This is a genomic window from Lysobacter antibioticus, from assembly GCF_001442535.1.
Classification (GTDB): Bacteria; Pseudomonadota; Gammaproteobacteria; order Xanthomonadales; family Xanthomonadaceae; genus Lysobacter; species Lysobacter antibioticus.
Genome location: NZ_CP013141.1, coordinates 2,114,381 through 2,134,580, shown reverse-complemented (window position 1 = coordinate 2,134,580; position 20,200 = coordinate 2,114,381). Strand labels below are relative to the sequence as shown.

General features: G+C 65.6%; 17 protein-coding genes and 1 tRNA gene. 15 read left to right on the top strand and 3 right to left on the bottom strand.

Annotated elements, in window-relative coordinates:
* Positions 1 to 283: 283 nt before the first annotated feature.
* The 12 genes from ruvB to GLA29479_RS08535 all read left to right on the top strand — a co-directional run bounded on the left by ruvB (position 284) and on the right by GLA29479_RS08535 (position 9,394).
* Positions 284 to 1,321 carry a Holliday junction branch migration DNA helicase RuvB gene (ruvB, locus tag GLA29479_RS08590; RefSeq protein ID WP_057916999.1) on the top strand — a complete coding sequence of 346 codons (1,038 nt, stop codon included), beginning with the start codon at positions 284 to 286 and terminating at the stop codon, positions 1,319 to 1,321.
* Positions 1,318 to 1,755 carry a tol-pal system-associated acyl-CoA thioesterase gene (gene ybgC / locus GLA29479_RS08585; protein WP_057971342.1) on the top strand — a complete coding sequence of 146 codons (438 nt, stop codon included), beginning with the start codon at positions 1,318 to 1,320 and terminating at the stop codon, positions 1,753 to 1,755. The genes ruvB and ybgC overlap by 4 nt, the downstream gene beginning before the upstream one ends.
* 115 nt (positions 1,756 to 1,870) lie before the next feature.
* Positions 1,871 to 2,650, top strand: coding sequence for a protein TolQ (gene tolQ / locus GLA29479_RS08580; RefSeq protein ID WP_057917001.1), 780 nt, complete (start codon positions 1,871 to 1,873; stop codon positions 2,648 to 2,650).
* A gap of 113 nt (positions 2,651 to 2,763) precedes the next feature.
* Positions 2,764 to 3,213: a protein TolR gene (gene tolR / locus GLA29479_RS08575; RefSeq protein ID WP_057917002.1), complete on the top strand. Its 450-nt coding sequence runs from the start codon at positions 2,764 to 2,766 to the stop codon at positions 3,211 to 3,213.
* Positions 3,210 to 4,160: a cell envelope integrity TolA family protein gene (locus GLA29479_RS08570; protein ID WP_057917003.1), complete on the top strand. Its 951-nt coding sequence runs from the start codon at positions 3,210 to 3,212 to the stop codon at positions 4,158 to 4,160. Before tolR ends, GLA29479_RS08570 begins: the two co-directional genes overlap by 4 nt.
* Positions 4,161 to 4,178: 18 nt before the next feature.
* Positions 4,179 to 4,583, top strand: a complete 405-nt coding sequence (locus GLA29479_RS08565; protein ID WP_057971341.1) for a TonB C-terminal domain-containing protein — start codon at positions 4,179 to 4,181, stop codon at positions 4,581 to 4,583.
* Between the two features lie 229 nt (positions 4,584 to 4,812).
* Positions 4,813 to 6,132, top strand: coding sequence for a Tol-Pal system beta propeller repeat protein TolB (tolB, locus tag GLA29479_RS08560; protein ID WP_057917005.1), 1,320 nt, complete (start codon positions 4,813 to 4,815; stop codon positions 6,130 to 6,132).
* A gap of 83 nt (positions 6,133 to 6,215) precedes the next feature.
* The gene (gene pal / locus GLA29479_RS08555; protein ID WP_031373504.1) at positions 6,216 to 6,737 is read left to right on the top strand and encodes a peptidoglycan-associated lipoprotein Pal; all 522 of its coding nucleotides are present in this window, start codon (positions 6,216 to 6,218) and stop codon (positions 6,735 to 6,737) included.
* A 78-nt stretch (positions 6,738 to 6,815) separates the two neighbouring features.
* Entirely contained in the window at positions 6,816 to 7,613 is a 798-nt protein-coding gene (gene ybgF / locus GLA29479_RS08550) for a tol-pal system protein YbgF (protein ID WP_057917006.1), read from the top strand.
* Positions 7,614 to 7,623: 10 nt separating this feature from the next.
* Positions 7,624 to 8,301, top strand: coding sequence for a 7-carboxy-7-deazaguanine synthase QueE (gene queE, locus GLA29479_RS08545; RefSeq protein ID WP_057971340.1), 678 nt, complete (start codon positions 7,624 to 7,626; stop codon positions 8,299 to 8,301).
* A 211-nt stretch (positions 8,302 to 8,512) separates the two neighbouring features.
* Positions 8,513 to 9,211, top strand: a complete 699-nt coding sequence (gene queC / locus GLA29479_RS08540; protein WP_057971339.1) for a 7-cyano-7-deazaguanine synthase QueC — start codon at positions 8,513 to 8,515, stop codon at positions 9,209 to 9,211.
* A 107-nt stretch (positions 9,212 to 9,318) separates the two neighbouring features.
* Positions 9,319 to 9,394: transfer RNA gene (locus tag GLA29479_RS08535), tRNA-Lys, on the top strand.
* A gap of 201 nt (positions 9,395 to 9,595) precedes the next feature.
* On the opposite strand, the gene GLA29479_RS08530 is transcribed toward GLA29479_RS08535, so the two are convergent.
* The 3 genes from GLA29479_RS08530 to GLA29479_RS08525 all read right to left on the bottom strand — a co-directional run bounded on the left by GLA29479_RS08530 (position 9,596) and on the right by GLA29479_RS08525 (position 15,477).
* A complete protein-coding gene (locus GLA29479_RS08530) occupies positions 9,596 to 9,946 on the bottom strand; it encodes a hypothetical protein (RefSeq protein WP_057917101.1) in 351 nt (116 codons plus the stop codon).
* Positions 9,947 to 10,357: 411 nt separating this feature from the next.
* Entirely contained in the window at positions 10,358 to 10,795 is a 438-nt protein-coding gene (locus tag GLA29479_RS23595) for a DUF4279 domain-containing protein (RefSeq protein WP_082638412.1), read from the bottom strand.
* Positions 10,792 to 15,477: an RHS repeat-associated core domain-containing protein gene (locus tag GLA29479_RS08525; RefSeq protein ID WP_144436417.1), complete on the bottom strand. Its 4,686-nt coding sequence runs from the start codon at positions 15,475 to 15,477 to the stop codon at positions 10,792 to 10,794. The genes GLA29479_RS23595 and GLA29479_RS08525 overlap by 4 nt, the downstream gene beginning before the upstream one ends.
* Before the next feature lie 665 nt (positions 15,478 to 16,142).
* Between GLA29479_RS08525 and GLA29479_RS08520 the strand changes: the two genes are divergently transcribed.
* The 3 genes from GLA29479_RS08520 to GLA29479_RS08510 all read left to right on the top strand — a co-directional run bounded on the left by GLA29479_RS08520 (position 16,143) and on the right by GLA29479_RS08510 (position 20,029).
* The gene (locus tag GLA29479_RS08520) at positions 16,143 to 16,679 is read left to right on the top strand and encodes a hypothetical protein (RefSeq protein WP_057971337.1); all 537 of its coding nucleotides are present in this window, start codon (positions 16,143 to 16,145) and stop codon (positions 16,677 to 16,679) included.
* 197 nt (positions 16,680 to 16,876) lie between these two features.
* Positions 16,877 to 18,211 (top strand): TlpA family protein disulfide reductase, encoded by a 1,335-nt coding sequence (locus GLA29479_RS08515; RefSeq protein ID WP_248842818.1) that lies wholly within the window; start codon positions 16,877 to 16,879, stop codon positions 18,209 to 18,211.
* A complete protein-coding gene (locus GLA29479_RS08510; protein WP_057971336.1) occupies positions 18,212 to 20,029 on the top strand; it encodes a protein-disulfide reductase DsbD family protein in 1,818 nt (605 codons plus the stop codon).
* The last annotated feature ends 171 nt before the right edge of the window (positions 20,030 to 20,200 follow it).

The window sequence follows — 20,200 nt, the reverse complement described above, 5'->3', positions numbered from 1 at the left end:
TGCCATTCCCCCCTTTGAAAAGGAGCAGGGGGGGATTTGCTTCTAGCCAAACCCAAGGCAAATCCCCGGCGCTCCAACGCCCTCGCTTCGCCATGCGACGCCGGCCGCCCGCCCCCTTTGCCAAAGGGGGGCGATCTGGCTCCCAGCTGCCGACCGTCCGCATTCGCGCCGCAACCGGCTCCCGCGGCACGCCGGCCGGCCGCCCACGCGTCAAACCCCGGGATCGGCACACCCCGATACTTTCCGCCCTGCGCCGCGCACCATCCCATGCGAACATAGCGGTATGACCGAAGACCGCATCATCGCTGCCTCCTCGACCCGTGAAGACGACGCCATCGAGGCCTCGATCCGGCCCAAGCGCCTGGACGAGTACCTCGGTCAGCAGCCGGTGCGCGAGCAGCTCAAGATCTACATCGAGGCCGCCAAGCACCGCGGCGAAGCCCTCGATCACGTGCTGATCTTCGGGCCGCCGGGCCTGGGCAAGACCACTCTCAGCCATGTCATCGCCAACGAGCTCGGGGTCAATCTGCGCCAGACCTCGGGTCCGGTGATCGAGAAGGCCGGGGACCTGGCCGCATTGCTGACCAATCTGCAGCCGCACGACGTGCTGTTCGTCGACGAGATCCACCGCCTCTCGCCCGTGGTCGAGGAAGTGCTGTATCCGGCGATGGAGGACTACCAGATCGACATCATGATCGGCGAAGGCCCGGCCGCGCGCTCGATCAAGCTCGACCTGCCGCCGTTCACCCTGATCGGCGCGACCACCCGCGCCGGCCTGCTGACCGCGCCGCTGCGCGACCGTTTCGGCATCGTCCAGCGCCTGGAGTTCTACAACACCGAGGACCTGACCCGGATCGTGCGCCGCTCGGCGCAGATTCTCGGGATTTCCTGCGCCCCCGAGGGCGCGGCGGAAATCGCCCGCCGCTCGCGCGGCACCCCGCGCATCGCCAACCGCCTGCTGCGGCGCGTGCGCGACTTCGCCCAGGTGCGTGCCGGCGGCAACATCGACCTGCAGACCGCCGATGCCGCCATGGCCATGCTCAAGGTCGATCCGGAAGGTTTCGACGATCTCGACCGGCGCCTGCTGCGGACCATCATCGAATCCTTCGACGGCGGCCCGGTCGGGGTCGAGTCGCTGGCGGCCGCGCTCAGCGAGGAACGCGGCACGCTCGAGGACGTGATCGAGCCCTTCCTGATCCAGCAGGGCTATCTGATCCGCACCGCGCGCGGCCGCATGGCGACCCAGCGCGCCTATCGCCATATGGGCCTGAAACCCCGCGCCGACACGGCCGGGCTGTTCGAAGAGGCCTCCGAGCCATGAGCGCGGTTGAATCGGTGTTCAGTTGGCCGACACGCGTCTATTGGGAAGATACCGACGCTGGCGGTCTGGTCTATCACGCCCAGTACCTGGCGTTCCTGGAGCGCGCGCGGACCGAATGGGTGCGCGCCCTGGGCTACGGCCAGGACGGTTTGCGCCGCGATCACGGGCTGTTGTTCGTGGTCGCGGGCATGCAGATCGGTTTCCTCAAACCGGCGCGGCTCGACGATGCGCTGGAGGTCACGGTGGAACTGCGGCGCTGCCGCCGCGCCAGCCTGATCTTCGCGCAGACCGTGCGGCGCGGCGAGGAAACGCTGATCAGCGCCGAAGTCCGGGTCGCCGCGGTGGATGCCGAGCATCTGCGTCCCTGCGCGATTCCAGCGGCCTTGTTGGCGCAGTTGCAGGCGCAGGAAGTCCAGGCCGGCCGCGACGACTGAGCCCAGGCACCGTGCCCAGGCCAGCGTTGAACCCAAATCATCCGGCGGTTCGTTACTCCCCACGGACCACCCAGCCCCATCACAGGCCCGCGTACCGGGCTACGGAGAACCAAGCATGACGTCATCGCTGATCGCGCTTCTGGCCACGACCGTGGAAGCCCTGCCGGAGGAAGCCGTCCAGGCCGTGACCCAAGGCGCCGCCGCGGCCGGCGAAGCCGCCAGCTTCAATCTCTGGGACCTGGTGATCAAGGCCAGCCTCCCGGTCCAGTTCATCATGGCCTTGCTGGTGATCGCCTCGATCACCTCGTGGATCATCATCTTCCGCAAATGGAAGGTGATCCGGCGCGCGCGCAGCGAAGCCGATCATTTCGAAGAGCGCTTCTGGTCGGGCGCCGAACTGTCCAAGCTCTATGCCGGCACCACCGAGCGCAACCGCGCGATGGGCGGCCTGGAAGCGATCTTCGAAGCCGGCTTCCGCGAGTTCAACCGCATCCGCCAGCGCCGCGGCGTCGACGCCCGCGCCCAGCTCGAAGGCGCCCAGCGCGCGATGCGCGCGACCGGCTCGCGCGAACTCGATGGCCTGGAACACAACCTCGAACTGCTCGCCAACATCGGCTCGACCTCGCCCTACATCGGCCTGGTCGGCACCGTGTTCGGCATCATGGTGACCATGCATTCGCTGGTTTCCGCGTCCAAGCAGGTCGGCATCGCCGACGTCGCCCCGGGCATTTCCGAGGCGCTGCTGGCCACCGCGATGGGCCTGTTCGTGGCGATCCCGGCGGTGTGGGCCTACAACCGTTTCGCCACCGGCGTCGAGCGCCTGGCCGTGCGTTACGACGCGTTCTCCGAAGAGTTCTCCTCGATCCTGCAGCGCCAGGCCCACCTGGACGAGTGATGCGGCTCGCGCCCCATCGCTGGCCCGCCCGCCCGCACCGCTGCCTGCACCGCCCGCGTCCGCTGCGCCAAGGCCAGCGCGACCGCAACGCGTAACCGACGAGGAATTCCGCCATGTCCGGCACCGCCATCCGCCGCCCGCGCAAACGCAAACTCAAGGCCGAGATCAACGTCGTTCCCTACATCGACGTGATGCTCGTGCTGCTGATCATCTTCATGGTCACCGCGCCGCTGCTGACCCTCGGCATCGACGTCGACCTGCCCAATTCCAACCTCAAGTCGATCGAGACCAAGCAGGACCCGGTGGTGGTCCAGGTCGACGCCCAGGGCAACTATTTCCTCGCCGTCCAGGCCGGCAGCAATGAAGCGGTCAACCGCGAAACCCTGGCGACCAAGGTCGGCGCCCTGGTCAAGCAGAACGGCAAGGAAAAGCTGCAGGTCTACATCGCCGCCGACGGCCGCTCGAACTATCAGCCGGTGATGGACGTGATGAACATCCTCAAGGACGTCGGCGTGGAGAAGGTCGGCCTGATGAGCCAGCCCGAGAAGGGCGCGAAGAAATGAGGGAAACCCGCGCCGACACCGCGCAAGCCATCATGCTGGCCGTGCTCCTGCACGGCCTGCTGGTCGCGGCCATTTTCCTGAGCATGCTCTGGAACTGGAACAGCGCGCAGGTGTCCGCGGCGGGGTCGCCGCTGTCTTCGGAGCTGACCGATGTCAGCGATCTCTCGGCGGCGATGCAGCGCACCCTGCGCAATCGCCCCGAGCCGGTCGACCCGCTGCCGCTGCCCGAGCCGGAGGACGCCTCGCCCTTGCCGCAGCCCATTCCCGAGCCCAAGCCGCAGGACGCGACCGCGCCGCAGCAGCAATCGCCGCAAGACTTCATCCCGGTGCCGGACACGACCACGCAGGAACAGGTCGTCGACACGCCGACGCCGAACCGCGCCGAAGAGCAGAAGGTCCAGGAAGCCAAGGCGCGCCAGGAACAGGTCGACCTGACCGAGCAGAAGCGCCAGGAAGAAGCGCAACAGCAAAAGCGCCTGGCCGCCGAGCAACTCGAGCGCGACAAGCAGTTGGAGAAGATCCGCGCCGAGCGCGCCAAGCTGCAGCGCGAGCAGAGCCTGAGCGAACAGAAGCTGCAGCAGATCGCCGACGCGCGCGCCGCCAAGGCCAGCCAGAACGCCGCCGCCACGGCGCCGGCGACCACCGGCAACCAGGGCGTCGACACCGGCCTGGCGGCCAAGTACGCCGCCGCCCTGCAGGCCGCGATCGTCGAGAAGTGGACGCGCCCCGACAGCGTGCCGCTCGGCGCGGGTTGCCGCTTGAACATCCGCCAATCGCCCGGCGGCGCCGTACTCGCGGTCGAGGTGGTCGAGCCGTGCGCCTACGACGAGCAGGGCCGGCGTTCGATCGAAGCCGCCGTGCTCAAGGCCCAGCCTCTGCCGTATGCGGGCTTCGAGTCGGTGTTCCAGCGCAACCTCAATCTCAACTTCAAAGCCCAGGACCGCTGAGTGGGCCGGGCGAGGGGAGTGCCGCTGCTCGCAGGTTTCGCGCTGTCGGCGCTGTCCGCAGCGAGCCTGGCCCAGTCCGACCGGGTCGCGCAGAACCAGCAGCGCTACGCCGAGGTCCTGCGCGCCGCCATCGATGAGCAATGGGCGCCGCCGGCCACCACGCCGGCCGACGCCAGTTGCAGCCTAGACCTGCGCCAGGCGCCGGGCGGTCGGGTGCTGTCGGTGCAGGTGGTCGAGCCCTGCGGCCTGGACGAGGCCGGGCGGCTGTCCCTGCTCGCCGCCGTGCGCCAGGCCTCGCCGCTGCCTTACCAGGGCTATCAACAGGTGTTCCGGCCGCAGATCCGGCTCGGCTTCCGGGTCCAGGACGAGGACCCGGTGGCGTCCAAGCCCCGGCGTTGGTGGCAACGGCTGCGCGAGCGCTGAGCCATCGGCCAGGGCAGGGGCTGGCCGTCCGACCTGCCTGACTCCGATCCGGGGCTACCGAAGCCCCATTCATGTCCCGAATGAGCCGGAATGGGCGCCGATTGCGACCGTTGGGCCGATTCGGCAAGGCCGACATGTAAATTGACCCCCGCTTTTGAGCCCACGTTCACCCTCCAACGTTAACAATGCCGAACCTGAACAACCCGCGTCGACCGATCACGGAGTGCCGATGAAACGACCCCTGCGCTGGCTGGCCTCGCTGCTGGCTCTCCTGCTTCCCTTCGCCGCCGCAGCCCAACAGCAAGGGTTGGAGATCGACATCGTCGGCGGCAACGCCTCGGCCCTGCCGATCGCGGTCGTGCCGATGCCCTACCAGGGCAGTGGCGCCGCGCCCCAGACCGACGTCGCCGAGGTCGTCCGCAACGACCTCAACCGGTCCGGCCAGTTCCGCGGCCTGCCGGTCGAGCAGATGGCCGCCAAGCCGACCAAGGGCAGCGAGATCAGCTACCCGGATTGGCGTGCGCTCAACCAGGACTACATCGTCGTCGGCCGGGTGGTCGATGCCGGCGCCGGCAGCTACCGGGTCGAGTACGAGCTGTTCGACGTGGCCAAGCAGCAGCGCCTGCTCGGCTTCGCCCTGACCGCACGTTCGAACGCGATGCGCGATGTGGCCCACCAGATCGCCGATGCGGTCTACGAGAAGATCACCGGCGTGCGCGGCGCGTTCTTCACCCGCATCGCCTACGTCACCGCCACCGGCGTCGGCCGCGGCAGCAACTACGCGCTGATGGTCGCCGACTCCGACGGCTACAACCCGCAGACCGTGGTGCGCTCGCCCGAGCCGCTGCTGTCGCCGTCGTGGAGCCCGGACGGCGCGCGCCTGGCCTACGTCAGCTTCGAGGGCGGTAATTCCTCGATCTACATCCAGAACATCGGCACCGGCAGCCGCGAGCTGATCGCGAAATTCCGCGGCATCAACGGCGCCCCGGCGTTCTCGCCGGACGGCCGTCGCTTGGCGCTGACCCTGTCGCGCAGCGGCAACCCCGAGATCTACGTGATGGACCTCGGCAGCAAGGCACTGACCCAGCTGACCAACCACTTCGGCATCGACACCGAGCCGACCTGGGCCGCCGACGCCAGCAAGATCTATTTCACCTCCGACCGCGGCGGCAAGCCGCAGATCTACCAGGTCTCGGCCAGCGGCGGCGGCGCCACCCGCGTCACCTTCCAGGGCAGCTACAACGCCAGCGCCAGCGTTTCCTTCGACGGCAAGAAGATCGCCACCGCCCAGGGCGCAGGCAACACCTACCGGATCGCGATGATGGACAGCAGCCTGGGCTCGCCGCGCTGGAGCACGCTGTCGCCGGGTTCGCTGGACGAGTCGCCGAGCTTTGCCCCGAATGCCTCCATGATCATTTATGCTGCGCGCGAAGGACGCCGTGGCGTGCTCTATGCCGTTTCAGCCGATGCCCGGGTGCGCCAGCGCCTGGTGCTCGCCGACGGCGACGTGCGCGAACCGGCCTGGGGACCCTACCGCCTGCCGCGATAAGCGGCCGGGCGTTTCCCTGCGCGCGGACGCGCCACACCCCCCGAACGACTCCTGCCCCACGTTACAACTGACGAGGAATACCCATGAACAACACCGCCCGCATCCTGCTCGCCGCTGTGCTGTGTACCGCGGCCGTCGCCTGCTCGAAGAAGGTCAAGGAAGCCCCGCCGACCGATTCCGGTACCGGCCCCTCCACCACCGTGCCGTCCGACACCGGTCCGGTCGCTTCGGGCGCTTATGGCCCGAACGATCTCGACACCGATGCCTGCCTGCGCCAGCGCGTGGTCTACTTCGATCTCGACCAGGATTCGCTGAAGCCGGAATTCCAGGCCATCGTCGGTTGCCACGCCAAGTACCTGCGCGACCGTCCGTCCTCGCGCATGACCCTCGAAGGCAATGCCGACGAGCGCGGCAGCCGCGAGTACAACCTGGGCCTCGGCGAGCGTCGCGGCAACGCGGTGTCCTCGGCGATCCAGGCCAACGGCGGTTCGGGCAGCCAGATCACCGTGACCTCCTACGGCGAAGAGCGCCCGGTCTGCACCGAGTCGAACGAAGACTGCTGGGCCAAGAACCGTCGCGTCGAAATCGTCTACACCGCCAAGTAATCGCGGCGTAAGCGAAGACGGCGCCGGGGCATCGGCGCCGTCCACCGACCGATCGAAGAACGAAGGTTGATCTAAGCGATGCGTAAGTTCGCACTAGCCTTGGCGATCGCGGCGGCCTGCCTGGCCGCCACGCCCGCGTTCGCCCAGCGCGCCAGCCTCGCCGACCGCGTCGCGGTCCTCGAGCAGCGCGCCTCGGACAACCAGGCCAACCTCGATTTGCTCAACCAGGTGACTCAGCTCAAGACCGAGCTGCAGGCCCTGCGCGCCCAGGTCGAGGAACTGCAGCAGACCACCCGTCAGCTGCAGGACACGAACAAGGCGCAGTACCTGGACACCGACAACCGCCTCAACCGCCTCGAAGGCGGGGTGGCGCCGTCGGCTCCGGCCGCTGCACCGCAGACACCCCCGACACCGTCGCCCTCGGCGGCGGTGAGGGACAGCGCACCGGTGGTGCATGGCGATGCCGGCCTGCTCGCCCAGAGCGGCGACGAGCGCGGCGCCTACGACACCGCCTTCAGCGCGCTCAAGGCCGGCCAGTACGTCGAATCGGCGCGCCTGTTCCAGGCGTTCCTGGCCAACTACCCGAGCGGCGCCTATGCGCCCAACGCGCTGTACTGGCTCGGCGAAAGCTATTACGTCACCCAGAACTACCAGCTCGCGCAGGAAGAGTTCCAGACCCTGCTCGATCGCTACCCGACCCACGACAAGGCCGCCGGCGCGCTGCTCAAGGTCGGTCTGGCCCAGTTCGGCCTCAAACAGGTCGATGCCGCCGAGCGCACGCTCGCCGACGTCGCCACCCGCTATCCCGGCACCGACGCCGCCCGCACGGCTTCCGATCGCCTCAATGCGATCCAGCTGAGCCGGCTGCGCAACTGACCGATACCCCATGACCGCCGTTGCCACCGAGACGGCCGCAGCGTCGTCCGAACGCCTGCGGCTGACCGAAATCTTCCTGTCGCTGCAAGGCGAGTCGAACAGCATCGGCTGGCCGACCGTATTCGTGCGCCTGACCGGCTGCCCCCTGCGCTGTCAGTACTGCGATACCGCCTATGCCTTCCACGGCGGCGAATGGTGGGAGTTCGACGCGATCCTGGCAGAGGTCGCCCAGCACGGCGCCCGCCATGTCTGCGTCACCGGCGGCGAACCGCTGGCGCAAAAGCGCTGCATCGCGCTGCTGCAGAAACTGTGCGACGCCGGCTATGAGGTCTCGCTGGAAACCTCCGGCGCGATCGACATCGGCCCGGTCGACCCGCGCGTTTCGCGCGTGCTCGACATCAAGACCCCCGATTCCAGGGAAGCCCACCGCAACCTGTGGAGCAACCTGCCGCTGCTGACCGCGCGCGACCAGATCAAGTTCGTGATCTGCAGCCGCGAGGACTACGAGTGGGCCAAGGGCATCGTCGCCGAGCACCGCCTGACCGCGATTTGCGACGTCCTGTTCTCGCCGAGCTTCACCCAGGTCAAACCGAGCGACCTGGCCGACTGGATCGTCGCCGACCGCCTGCAGGTACGATTCCAACTGCAGCTGCACAAGATTCTCTGGAACGACGAACCGGGGCGGTGAGAAGCCGGGAGCAGGGATTCGGGATTCGGCTGGGTAAACTGGTTCGTCCCGGGCTGGAGTGCCTCGGCACCGGGCTTCCGCTCTTGCTGGCTGACTCCTCGCTCTTTGCTCGTCATCCCCGCGAAGGCGGGGATGACGGCCCCGGCATCCGCTCCATCGTTTAGCCTTTCCCGATTCCCGATTCCCGATTCCCGATTCCCGACCCCACACCATGAAAAATGCCGTCGTACTGGTCTCCGGAGGCATGGACTCCGCCGTCGTCATCGCCATCGCGCGCGAGCAGGGCTATGCCGTGCACGCGCTCAGCGTGCGCTACGGCCAACGCCACACCTCCGAACTCGACGCCGCCGCCCGCCTCGCCGACTCGCTGGGCGCGGTCGCCCACAAGACCGTCAGCGTCGACCTGCGCAGCATCGGCGGCTCGGCCCTGACCGACGAGGCCATCTCGGTGCCGCTAGATAACGACGGCCACGCCATCGGCGCGGCCGCGGCCAAGGACGACATTCCGGTCACCTACGTGCCCGCGCGCAACACCATCATGCTGTCGATCGCCCTGGGCTGGGCTGAAGTGCTCGGTGCCAACGACATCTTCTGCGGCGTCAACGCCGTCGACTACTCCGGCTACCCCGACTGCCGCCCCGAGTTCGTCGAGGCCTTCGAGCGCCTGGCCAACCTGGCGACCAAGGCCGGCGTCGAGGGCGCCGGCCTGCGCGTGCGGGCGCCGCTGCAGTTCATGAGCAAGGCCGACATCGTTCGCGAGGGCGTGCGCCTGGGCGTGGACTTCGCCGAGACCGTCTCGTGCTACCAGGCCGACGCCGACGGCCGCGCCTGCGGCCATTGCGACGCCTGCCGCCTGCGCGCCGAAGGCTTCAGCGCCGCCGGCGTGGCCGACCCGACCCGCTACGTCTGAACGGCTGAGGGTCTGAACGGCTTCGGCCAGGGGGGCCTGACTGCGCCCCGCAGGTTTTGTTAGAATCACCGGCCCCGGCGCAGCGCCGGGACCGCAGCAACCGCTTCGGGTCGTTAGCTCAGTCGGTAGAGCAGAAGACTTTTAATCTTTTGGTCGAAGGTTCGAATCCTTCACGACCCACCAAACAAGGCAAGCACCTGGACTCGCGTCCAGGTGCTTTTTTCTTTAGCGAATGCCATCAGCGGATGCCATCGGTGCCGATCAGTGTGCAGCTTGCCTAAGCTGGGTAAGTCCATGCAGCGAACGAGAGAGAACCGTTCTTCTGCTTCGGCCATGAGCGTGGCAGGCGACTGGCTTCCGATGTCTTGCTTCGAACGCAGCGCGTTACGCGTGAGCGCACAAGCGCAGCGATTCGATCGGTCCGGTCTGACAGGCGAGGGCTTGTGCATGCGCGCGTTCCCACGCCGCCCATGCCACCTTGCGAGCTTCGGGCCAGGCGAGCGGCGAGTTTCCTTTCAGCGCTTCGTAGCGACCGCGTAAGTCCGCGCGCGGATCGTCGAAGAAGCGCTCGGGATGCTCTTCGAAGGTCATCATGCCCAAGTACAGCGCAGGGCCGTAATCGCGAAAGGTGAGGCCCGGTCGGTGGAACGGCGCCGACGGGTAGTTCAGGACCCAATAACTAAGGTTCGCGTCCGCAACGCGGCGGATGTACTTCGGAATCGGCTTGGTAACCATGACCACGCACTCGGCTAGATCGCCCCCGGACACCAAAGATGGCGCAGTCCGGGCGGCGATGCGTAAAGGGCGCGTGAGGGTGTTGCTAATTCGGGAGGTCGATCTCGCATTTTTCGATGTCTACGCCTGCGGCAGTCTTCTAATTTGTTGAGATAGGCGGAATTGGCGCTGAAGCAGGTCTACTTTGTGGGGCAGATCCAGCCCACGTCGCGCCAGGGGATCGGTGGAAGGTGTCTGGCAGGCTCATCAACTGGCCAACCTGTGGGCGGAGAGATCTCGCGGTGGCATTTCCTTCAAGGCGCAGCTGAGGTAGTCCAACCGCGTCCCTAAGCTGCCCCGGCGATCACCGAAGGCGTCGGCTGCCGGAGCACTATTCGCGACAAGGCAAAGCGCTATTTTTCTGAGCCAGGTTTAGGCTATGTCTGCAGGCGATACGGTTACCGTGAATTTTATTGGCAAGCCAAGTTTTCCTATCGCAGATAAGGATTTCTCATTCAAGCTGAACTCGCAGTCGCACTCTCCGTTTGCATCGGTATGTGCGGCTATGAATACATCGAGATATGCCTCCTCAATTCCTGGCATTTCCGCGATTATGTGATTATTTGCTGATAGTTGTCGGCTAAGCGTTTCTAATGCTTCTGTGAGCTCGACCTGGGTTTCGGATTTGATGGTGACTGCCCAGAGTCCTGTGCGTTCCACAACCTCGCTGCCGGCTGACGTACGCCATCTCTGTCCTTTGCTGTGTGAGAAGGATGGGGTAATGCCAAGCAATGAGGTGAGCTTGGCTGGCTCTAGGTTGTCACCTTTTAGATATATGGATGCGTGAAAAAACAGATTGTTATTGTTCATTTTGGCTTTGCATCCTCTAGATTGCCAACAACCTCGCCTTCGGGGTTGACTACATCACCTGTGTTGGGGTTGACGCCATAAACATCTTTTCCGCGACCTCCGCCTTGACCTTTGTCTTTTTGTTTAATGCCGTGGAATCTGCCCTTTGCCTCATCCGGGTCTACTCCATGGCGGCGCCCCCACTCTCTGGATCCGTTGTCTGCCGGCCAATAGCCAGGCGGTAACGACTTTGACTGGTGCGCGAATGTGCCTGCTAACGTTGTCACTAGACCTAAGGGTGAACCTATGACCATAGCCGCCAAAAAATCTTCGGTCGTGCAGTTTAGTTTTGGCTCAACTCTGTTTGGCAGGGTTGAGTCGTAGATTGGATCGCCGGTTGCTAACCTGTTGTTGGAAGGCGACGTCGGACCCTGAGGTGGCTGATACCACCAGCCCGGCGCAGGGCGCATACGTGTTTGAAGGCCTTCAGGGTCCGTTGCAATTAAAGGGGAACCGGAAACATACGAGTAAGCGCTTATGTCGCCAAGCAGCCCTATAGGGTCGCTTTGGGTGTATCGCCCAATGCTCGCATCGTAGTCCCGGAAGTAGTTGTAGTTCAGCCCCGTAGCCGCGTCATAGCGCTGCCCCGGAAACCGCATATCGAACACGAACGCGGTGCCGTCCTGATCCGGGTCCTGGTTCGGCGGGTTGTTGCCGAAGGCTTCGCCCTTGGCGTCCCAGGTCCAGACCGCGAGGTTGCGGCTCGGGTCGATCACCGCGCGCGGGGTGCCCAGGTGGTCGGGTTGCACGTAACGCAGGGTCTGCGCGACGCCGGCGCCGACGACCAGGCCGACCGGTGCATCGCTCAGCCAGATGGCCTGCTGCTTGGTCGCGCCATTGGCGTCGTAGTCGCCGAGCCAATGGCCGGCTTCGTCGTACAGCGTGTAGCCGGTGATCGCGCCGGTGGCGTTGTCGGCCCGCGAGACCCGCTCGCCCTTGGCGTTGTAACGGTAGCTGGCCTTCACCACGCCGGCCTGCTTGACTTGGCTCATGCGGTCGTTGGCGTTGTAGACGAACTCCCTCGCCGTGCCACCGATGCTGGTGGTGTTGCCGACCGCGTCGTAGCCGCGGCTGACGCCGCCGACGTTGCTCAGGCGATGGCTGGTGCCCGGGTAGGTGTAGCTGGTGGTGATGCCGCCGTGCAGCAGGCTGTTGCGGTTGCCGGTGGCGTCGTAGTCGTAGGTCTCCAGCGGCGTGCCGGTCGGGCCGTCGCGGGTGATCTTGAGCCGACCCAGGGTGTCGTAGTCGTACTTGGCCAGAGCGGCACTCTGCAGGCCGTCCTTGAGTTCGGTCAGTTCGCCGACTTCGTTGTAGCCGTACGCCAGCGACAGGCCGCCGGCGGCGCTGTCGAGGATGGTCTTGGCGCGGTAGTCCTGGTCGTAGGTGCGGGCCAGGCTGCGGCCGTTGCCGTAGGTCCAGCCGGTGGCCGGGCCGAACGGTTCGTAAGCCGCATTGTTGAGCAGCACCGTGCGCACGCCGCCGGCCGGCTTGATGCCGACTTCGGTGACCTGGTCCAGGGTGTTGCGGACGTAGTCGACGATGGCGTTGTCCGGGTAGGTGATGCTGCGCACCTGGCCCGAGCTGGCGTAGGCGTAGCGCAGGGTGAAGCTGCGGGTGCCGACCGTCTGCACCTTGCGCACGAGCTGGCCCCAACGGTCGTAGCAGTACTTCAGCTCGGTGCCATCGCTGCGCATCGCGGTGACGCGGCCGAGGGCGAAGTTCTCGCCGGCGGCGCAGACCGAGTTGACCGTGTCGTAGTCGTACTCGACGTCGGCGGCGCCGCCGCTGTACGAGATCGTCTTCGGCCGGTTCAGGGCATCGTAGGTGTAGGTATGCGCCTGGGCGTCGTTGGCGTCCTGCTTGCTCGCGAGCAGGCCGGCGCTGTTGTAGCCGTAGGTGGTGACGCCGGTGTCCGGGCTCGACAGCTGGACCTGGTCGCCGAAGCCGTTATAGCCGTAGGTCGTGGCCAGGCCCTTGGGGTCGGTGACTTTGGTGACTTGGTCGAGGGCGTTGTATTCCAGCTTGGTCTCGACCGCGAGGCCGCCGACGTCCTGCAGGGTACGGCTCAAACGATCGAGCGGGTCGTGGTCCTGATTGGTGACACGGCCCAAGGCGTCGGTGGTCAGGTCCGGGTTGCCGTCGGTGTCGTAGCTGAAGCTCGTGGCATGCGCCAGCGAGTCCTTGGCGGTCTGCAGCTGCCCCAGGGTGTTGAACACGCGCGACAGGGTGCGCTTCAAAGTGCCGGAAGCCGTCTTGGTGTCTTCCTGCTTGCGGTTGCCGGCCAGATCGAGGGTGTACTGGATCTTGTTGCCGGCCTTGTCGGCCACGCTGGTCAGGCGCTGGGCGGTGTCGTAGGTGTAGGTGATGTAGGCGCCGCCCGGCGGGGTGATGCGCTTGACCAGGCCGGTCGGCCAGTACTCGACCCGGGTGATGCGGTCGTCGGTCTCGACGCTGTTGTCGGCGCCGCGCACCTTGGTCGCGGTGAGCCAGCCGCGCGGGTGGTACTCGTAGTCCGTGACGATTCCGTTGGCGTTGACGACCGACAGCGGGCGGCCCTGCGGGTCGTAGCCGAAGGTCTCGGTGCTGCGGCCCAGCGCATCGACGACCTTGCGCAGGTCGCCCTTGCGGTAGGTGCACAGCGCCGGCTGGGTCGCGCAGGTGCTGTCGTCGCTGCCGTAGTACTGGAACGTCGTGACATCGTTGACGTCGGTGCGTGGCCCATCGACCGACTTGACCAGGCCCAGGATCGGGCAGGTGCTATTGCTCGCGGCCACGTCGGCCGCTTCGCAGTAGGCATAGGTGGTCGTGCGGGTCTGGTTGCTGACCGTGTCGCGCACGGTCGCCGTGACCGGCTGCAGGCGTGCGTTGCGGACGATGCGAGTCTCACGGTTGCCGACCTGGGTCAGCAGCGTGCGGTTGCTGGCCACGTCGCGCCGTTCGATGCTGCTGCGCTCCTGCGGCAGGCCGACCGCTTCCTTCACCGTATGCGTGCGCGCCAGCTGCCCGGTGACCGGGTCGTTGGCTTCGGCGTACGTGTGCTTGGTCTGGGTGCCGTTGCGGTCGGTGACGTTGTCGAGGCGGCGGCGGAAGTCGGTAGCGGTATCGGCGTATGTTTGCGTCACCGAACCGCGGCTGTCGGTGAATCCAGAGATCTTGCGGGGCAGGGCACCAGAGCCTGAGGTCAGGCCATAATCCTCTTGCTGGCCGAGCGCTCCGGTAACTACCGCTCCGCCGGCCGAGGTGTAAGTGAGGCTGACGCCATCCGCGCCTCCGGCATGAACGCTGGATATAACTCGACCTCGCTCGTCATACGAGAACGTACTGAACCGCGCATTGTCCTCGGTGCTGACGCCGGTCAGGTGCTTGGTGAAGCGAGTGTCTTCGTAGTGATACTTGCGTGACTTCCCATCCGCGTAGGTTGCTGTCTCTATCAGGCCGACCGTTGGAAAGTTGGGAAACTCGTAAAGGTAGGTGTAACTGACGAGCGTCGTGCCTTCCGACGAGATCGAGCTGATCGGAGAGTCGATCGCGGAGCTTTCGTAGTGCAGTTCGATGGATCGTCCGCTCGTATGAGTGACGCGCGTGATCCGGCCATAATTATCGTAAGAATAGGACAGCGAAATTCCGCTATCGAGCAAGAGCTGCAGGGCGCGCCCTTCGTTGTCGAAAATCAGTGTGGCGCCATCGGTATGAAGCGACCAATCGGAGCCATTGGCGACCAGACGATCGCCGCTGTCGTCTGTTGCCAGATACGCGGGCCCATCCTGACGAAACCGGCGTTGGTAACCGCTGCTGTCGATCAGGCCGATGCTGGTGCCGTCAATCGCCAGGCGAGTAGATAGCGAGTGTGTCCATCCTGGCCCAAAGCCGCCGTTGCTGGTCGCAGAGCCCGAGTGATAGAAACGGCGGAACGCAATCCACCCCAGATCGAAATCCTGCTGAGTTTCGAACTTCTCGCCTGTCTTTACGTCGCACGGATTCCCGACGAGACCGCTGGCTTGGCCCGCCGTGCCTTCGCATGAATTGACTTTACCGGCGAGGGTGGCGGTGATTTCGGTATTTACGCAGGCGTTGTACTCGTCACTCCATTGGGTATGCCCATTCGGACACTCGATTCGCCTGGTTCGACCGATGTTGGTGGGGCCGAAGTCGTGCAGGGTGCACGGGGAGTCCGGTGTATTTTTACCGACCTTGACAAGCTGCGAGTAACGTCTCTTCTCCATCCGCCCTTCGTAGCCTGGCTGCGATTCTTGCCAGTCATTGAGCGGTTCGGCGACGGCAGAAGGCGCGCAGGCAGCGCTCATCCCGTCCAGGGTCTGTTTGATCTTCGTGACCGCATCGGCTTCCGTAACGAAGCCGCTTCCATATACGGTGCCGTACTTCCAGTCTGGATCGGTCGGCTGGTCCTTACCCATCCAGTACGTTATGAGGACGTTGCCCTCTTCATCTATCTTCGTGCTCTTTATCTGTTCTACGAACTGATAAGCGCCTTCTGTTTCCGGCGAAGGCGCGGGAAGCTCCCAAATCGCCTCGACAGCTTCTTGTTGAGTGTTGTACTCGGTCGATTGTCCCGCCGGATCGGAGATCTTCCACTTATTTCCGCTTTCTTGTGCAGAAACGCTGGAGATAAACGAGTAGCACATTACAGCGGCTAACAAGCTACGGCTCATGGTCGAGTGGGCAATTTGGAGTAGCCCTCTCGCTGAACTTATGCGTGAAAATGGTTGGTGAAGTCTCGAAGGCATACCTGATCCTTGGTAAAAGTCGCTGGCACGACTAGCGGGCCCCGCCAGGCTCCAAATGGGGCGCGACGGAGCTGCGAATAAAGGCGGGGTTTGATGCAGATGGGTGGCGTCTTCCCTCCGTGGCGACGCAATAGATCGATAGGGGCCGCGTTCCGTGGCCGTGCTAGATTCTCGTCAGGGGAACCCTAAAGTGCAAGCGTCTCGTTGCTTGCGATGAGGGTTGATTGCTGGGTGCAGCCGGGTTATGTGTGTTTTATTGCAATGCGCCATCGCGCAGGAGCAAACGAAAGTATTGGTCGCCTTTTCCTTTGCATCAGCCGAATCGGTTGGTCGTAAAGGTTCCAGACCGGTGGGCGTGAGGTTGGCATGCGAACTCGGCCCGGGATATGTCGATGGCGATCAAGGCCTCGGCCCCTGGACCTGCACCGCTGCGAGCGGCTTCTCGGTCGCACCTAACGATGCCCAGGTCATCAGGGGGAGCTGTAGCTGGCCGTACTGGATTCGCACCCCAGCTTCGTCATGACTACCGAATACCCGATCCACAACCGGAACTCAGAGGAACCATGTCCAACTACCGCAACAAGATCCTGTCTTTCGCCGCCTTGGCCGTGGCGCTGGCGCCGATGCTGGCTTCGGCGCAGGACGCCACCGCCAAGCGGGTGGCCGATTTCGTCGAGTGCAAGCTCAGCCTGGAACAGGTCAATGCGTTCGGCGACGAGCTCAGCGCCGAGCAGATCAAGGGTCTCGCCCAGACCGACGATGGCGGCGACGCTGCGTTGATGCTGTGGAAGAGTGCCCGGCCGTTGTCGGCCTGGGGCGAGACGTCGAACTACATCAACTTCCCGAGCCGTCAGGAGATGCACTTGGCGTACAAGGTGCCGGCGGGGCAGGAGTTGAAGGTCGGCGAGGCGTTGGCCAAGCGCATCGGCGGGATGAGTCCGCGTCCCGACCTGGCGGCGATGATCGAGACTTACGGCTGGAAGGGGCTGGACTATCGCAAGGTGTTGCCGGGCGAGAAGACGGTGCGGGTGTTGGTCGATGTCTCGTATGCGCCGGGCTGGGTGACGGTGGGTTGCGGTTACGGCGACGCGATCCAGTAAGCGTCGGAGTTGGCGCCGGGCCAGTGGCTCGACGCCTCTCGGTTCGAGCGATGCGGTCGCAGTCTTGGCCGTTCGTGGCCGATGCATCGAACGAGCTCCATAGAAGCAGGCCCTAAGCGGCAGGCACTCGGGTAACCGAGTGCCTGGTTTGCCGTAAGCCGCAAAGGGTCGCGGCTCGACATCGCGCAGCACGACGGATGGACACGCTGTTGCGCCATCGTCGACGCGCTCCGCAGGCCGGGCTGGGAGGAATCCGAGCCCGGCAACTGGTCCGGTCGGATTCGCGGGGACTGGCTCACTCAAGGATCCAGTCGAGCCGTAGCGTGAGGCCTCGAAGTGGCGATGCATGCGGGAGCAGGCCTCGGGCCGGCCGTGCCCGGCGCGCCGATCGCGCGCATCGCTTCGCTGTCTCTTACCGAGGAATCCGTATGACTCTGTACTCCTCGCGCCTGTGGGCGCGAACGTCGGTGGCTGCCTGTGTATTGCTCGCGGCGTGGTGGTCGGGTGGCGTTCGGCCGGCACAGGCCGAAACCGGCAAGGAATACGCGCAGCAGGTCGGCGCGCGCCTGGTCGGGCAAGCCGTGCCGGCGCTCGTTCTGACCACCATCGATGGGCAGCGCTTGGACCTGGGTGCCTTGCGCGGCCGCAAGGCGGTGTATCTGAAGTTCTGGGCCACCTGGTGCGTGCCCTGCCGCGAGCAGATGCCGCATTTCGAAAAGGCGCAGCGTGGTGCCGGTGGCGATCTGCAGGTCGTCGCCATCAATATCGGTTTCGACGACACGGTCGAGCAGATCAGGGCTTATCGACGCGAGCTCGGGTTGAGCATGCCGATCGTTCGCGACGACGACGGTTCGCTCGGCGAACGTTTCGGCTTGCGGGTCACTCCGCAGCACGTGGTGATCGGCAAGGACGGCACAGTCCGCTATGTCGGGCATCTGGCCGACGCGCGGCTCGATGCCGCAGTGGCGCAGGCGCGGAACACGCCGGGCTTCGATCCGCGCACGCTCGTCGCGGAAACGCCGGCCGCACCCGTGCGGAATATTCTCCAGATCGGCGAGCCGGTGCCCACATCGAAGATCCGCACTCTCGAAGCACGCCAGCTCGCCTTGACCGACCCCGTGGGCCAGCGCCCGAGCGTGTTGGCTTTCCTCTCGCCTTGGTGCGAAAGCTATTTGCAGAAGACGCGGCCGCAATCGTCGAAGCAATGTCGCGTATTGCGCGAGCAATTGGTGTCGTTGGGGCGCGACCGTCGCGTGCGTTGGGTCGGTATCGCCTCGGGCCTGTGGGCGTCGGAGCAGGATCTGCGCGATTACCGCAACGAGCATCGGGTGCCGGTGCCGTTGAGCCTGGATCGCGACGGCGTGTTGTTTCGCCGCTTCGGCGTGCAGCGTGTGCCGGCCGTGCTGGTGGTCGGTGCCGATGGACGGCTGCTGCGGCGAATCGAAGTCGACGATGCGCTGCCGTCGCGTCTGCAGTCCCTACTCGGTGGGGCGGGCGGCATGGCGCGCGGCAATGCGGCATGGGCTCGTTGAATGACGGGCCTGCTGCGCGATGCCCGAGCCCTACGATGGGCCGGTTCGACCACTTGCGGTCTGGTGTTGGCGGCGGCGGTGCTGCTGTCGCCTTCGACTGCGTTCGCCGATGAGACGGCGACGAGCAGCGCTTACGATGGCGGCGCTTCCGACCTGAGCCGCTCGTTCGCCGATAGCGAGCCGCTGCCGGTCGAACAAGCTTTCGCACTGACCTCGACACTGCTGGGCGACGGCAGCGTAGCCCTGGAATGGCGGATGCCGCCGGGCTATTACCTGTATCGCGACCGGTTTTCCCTGCAGGCCGTCGATGCGCCGCAAGCGCTCGGTGCGCTGCAGTGGTCCGAAGGCCGGCTACACCAAGACCCACAGTTCGGCGAGGTCACGGTGTTCTACGAACATGCGCGGCTGCGCGTCCCGCTGCAGTCGGGTGCGACGCTGCCGCAGCGGTTGGAACTCAAGTTGAGCTTCCAGGGCTGCCTGGAGAACAGTGTCTGCTATCCGCCCACCCTGCGGCGGTTGTCGTTCGAGCTGCCGCCGCCGCTGCGCACGCAGGAGCAGGCCTCGTCGCCTTGGTTGGGCATGTTGCTGATGGCGTTCGCCGGCGGCCTGTTGTTGAACCTGATGCCTTGCGTGTTGCCGGTGCTGTCGCTGAAAGCGTTCTCGATCCTGCATGCGGCGGACGACCCGGTCGGCGCCAAGCGGCGTGCGCTGGCCTATACCGCCGGTGTGGTGTCGTCGTTCGCTGCATTGGGCGGGGTGGTATTGGCCTTGCGAACGGCGGGCGGCGGCGCGGGCTGGGGATTCCATATGCAGCAGCCATGGGTGATCGGTCTGTTGGTGCTGGTGATGTTGGCGGTCGGCCTGGGCTTGTCCGGCGTGGTCAACTTCGGCGCCGGCCTGGCCGGTGTCGGTCAGCGACATGCGCAGGGCCGAGGGCTGGCCGGCGACTTCGTCACCGGCGTGTTGGCCTGCGTCGTTGCCAGCCCGTGCACTGCGCCGTTCATGGGCGCGTCGGTGGCCTATGCACTGGCTTCGCCGCAACCGTGGGCGGCGTTGGCGGTGTTCGTTCTGCTGGGGCTCGGCTTGGCGGCGCCGTTTCTGGCGATCGCGTTCGTGCCGCGCGCCGCGCGCTGGTTGCCCAGGCCGGGTGCCTGGATGGACAGCTTGAAGCAATGGTTGGCCTTCCCGATGTACGCCACCGCGGTGTGGTTGTTGTGGGTGCTCGGCAAGCAACGCGGCGTGGACGCGATGGCGTTGGTGTTGCTGTCGGCGGTCGTGCTGATCCTGGGGCTGTGGTGGTTCGAGAAGAACCGTTTCGCCGGGGCCGGGCATCGCCTGCTCGCGGTGCTGATCGTCGCCTTGTCGCTCTCGCCGCTGACGATGCTGGACGCGCGGCCAGGCGATGCCGCGCCGTCCGTCGCGTCGAAAGCCGAGTTGCCGCCCGGCGCAGAGCGTTTCACCCCCGCACGGCTCGCCGAATTGCGCGGCCAGGGCCGAGCGGTGTTCGTCAACGTCACCGCCGACTGGTGCCTGACTTGCAAGGTCAACCAGGCCGCAGTGCTCGAACGCGACGGCTTTCGCGCCCTGTTGAAAGACGCCGACGCGGTGTACTTGGTCGCCGACTACACCCAACCCGATGAGGCCGTCGCCGCTTTGCTCAAGGCGCAGGGCGCAGTCGGTGTGCCCTTGTACGTCGGTTACGACCGCGAGGGGCGGCGGACGAAACTGCCGGCGGTGCTGTCCTTGCAGGGCATCTCCGATGCCCTGGTGCAGGCTGATTCGCCGGCCTCGCCGACACCGGGCGGCCAGCGCGGTTAGCACGGTCGGCCGTCGGGGCCGGCCAGTCATACAGGTGTGAGCGCTCTTCACGGCCGCGGGATTAGAGTCCGGCTTCGACGCCAGCCATTCGCCACGTCAGCCGCTTCGCGCTCCGCCGTGGTCCGCTCGCATCGCCGTTGGCCGCCGTCGACAGACGGCGCCGGATCACCA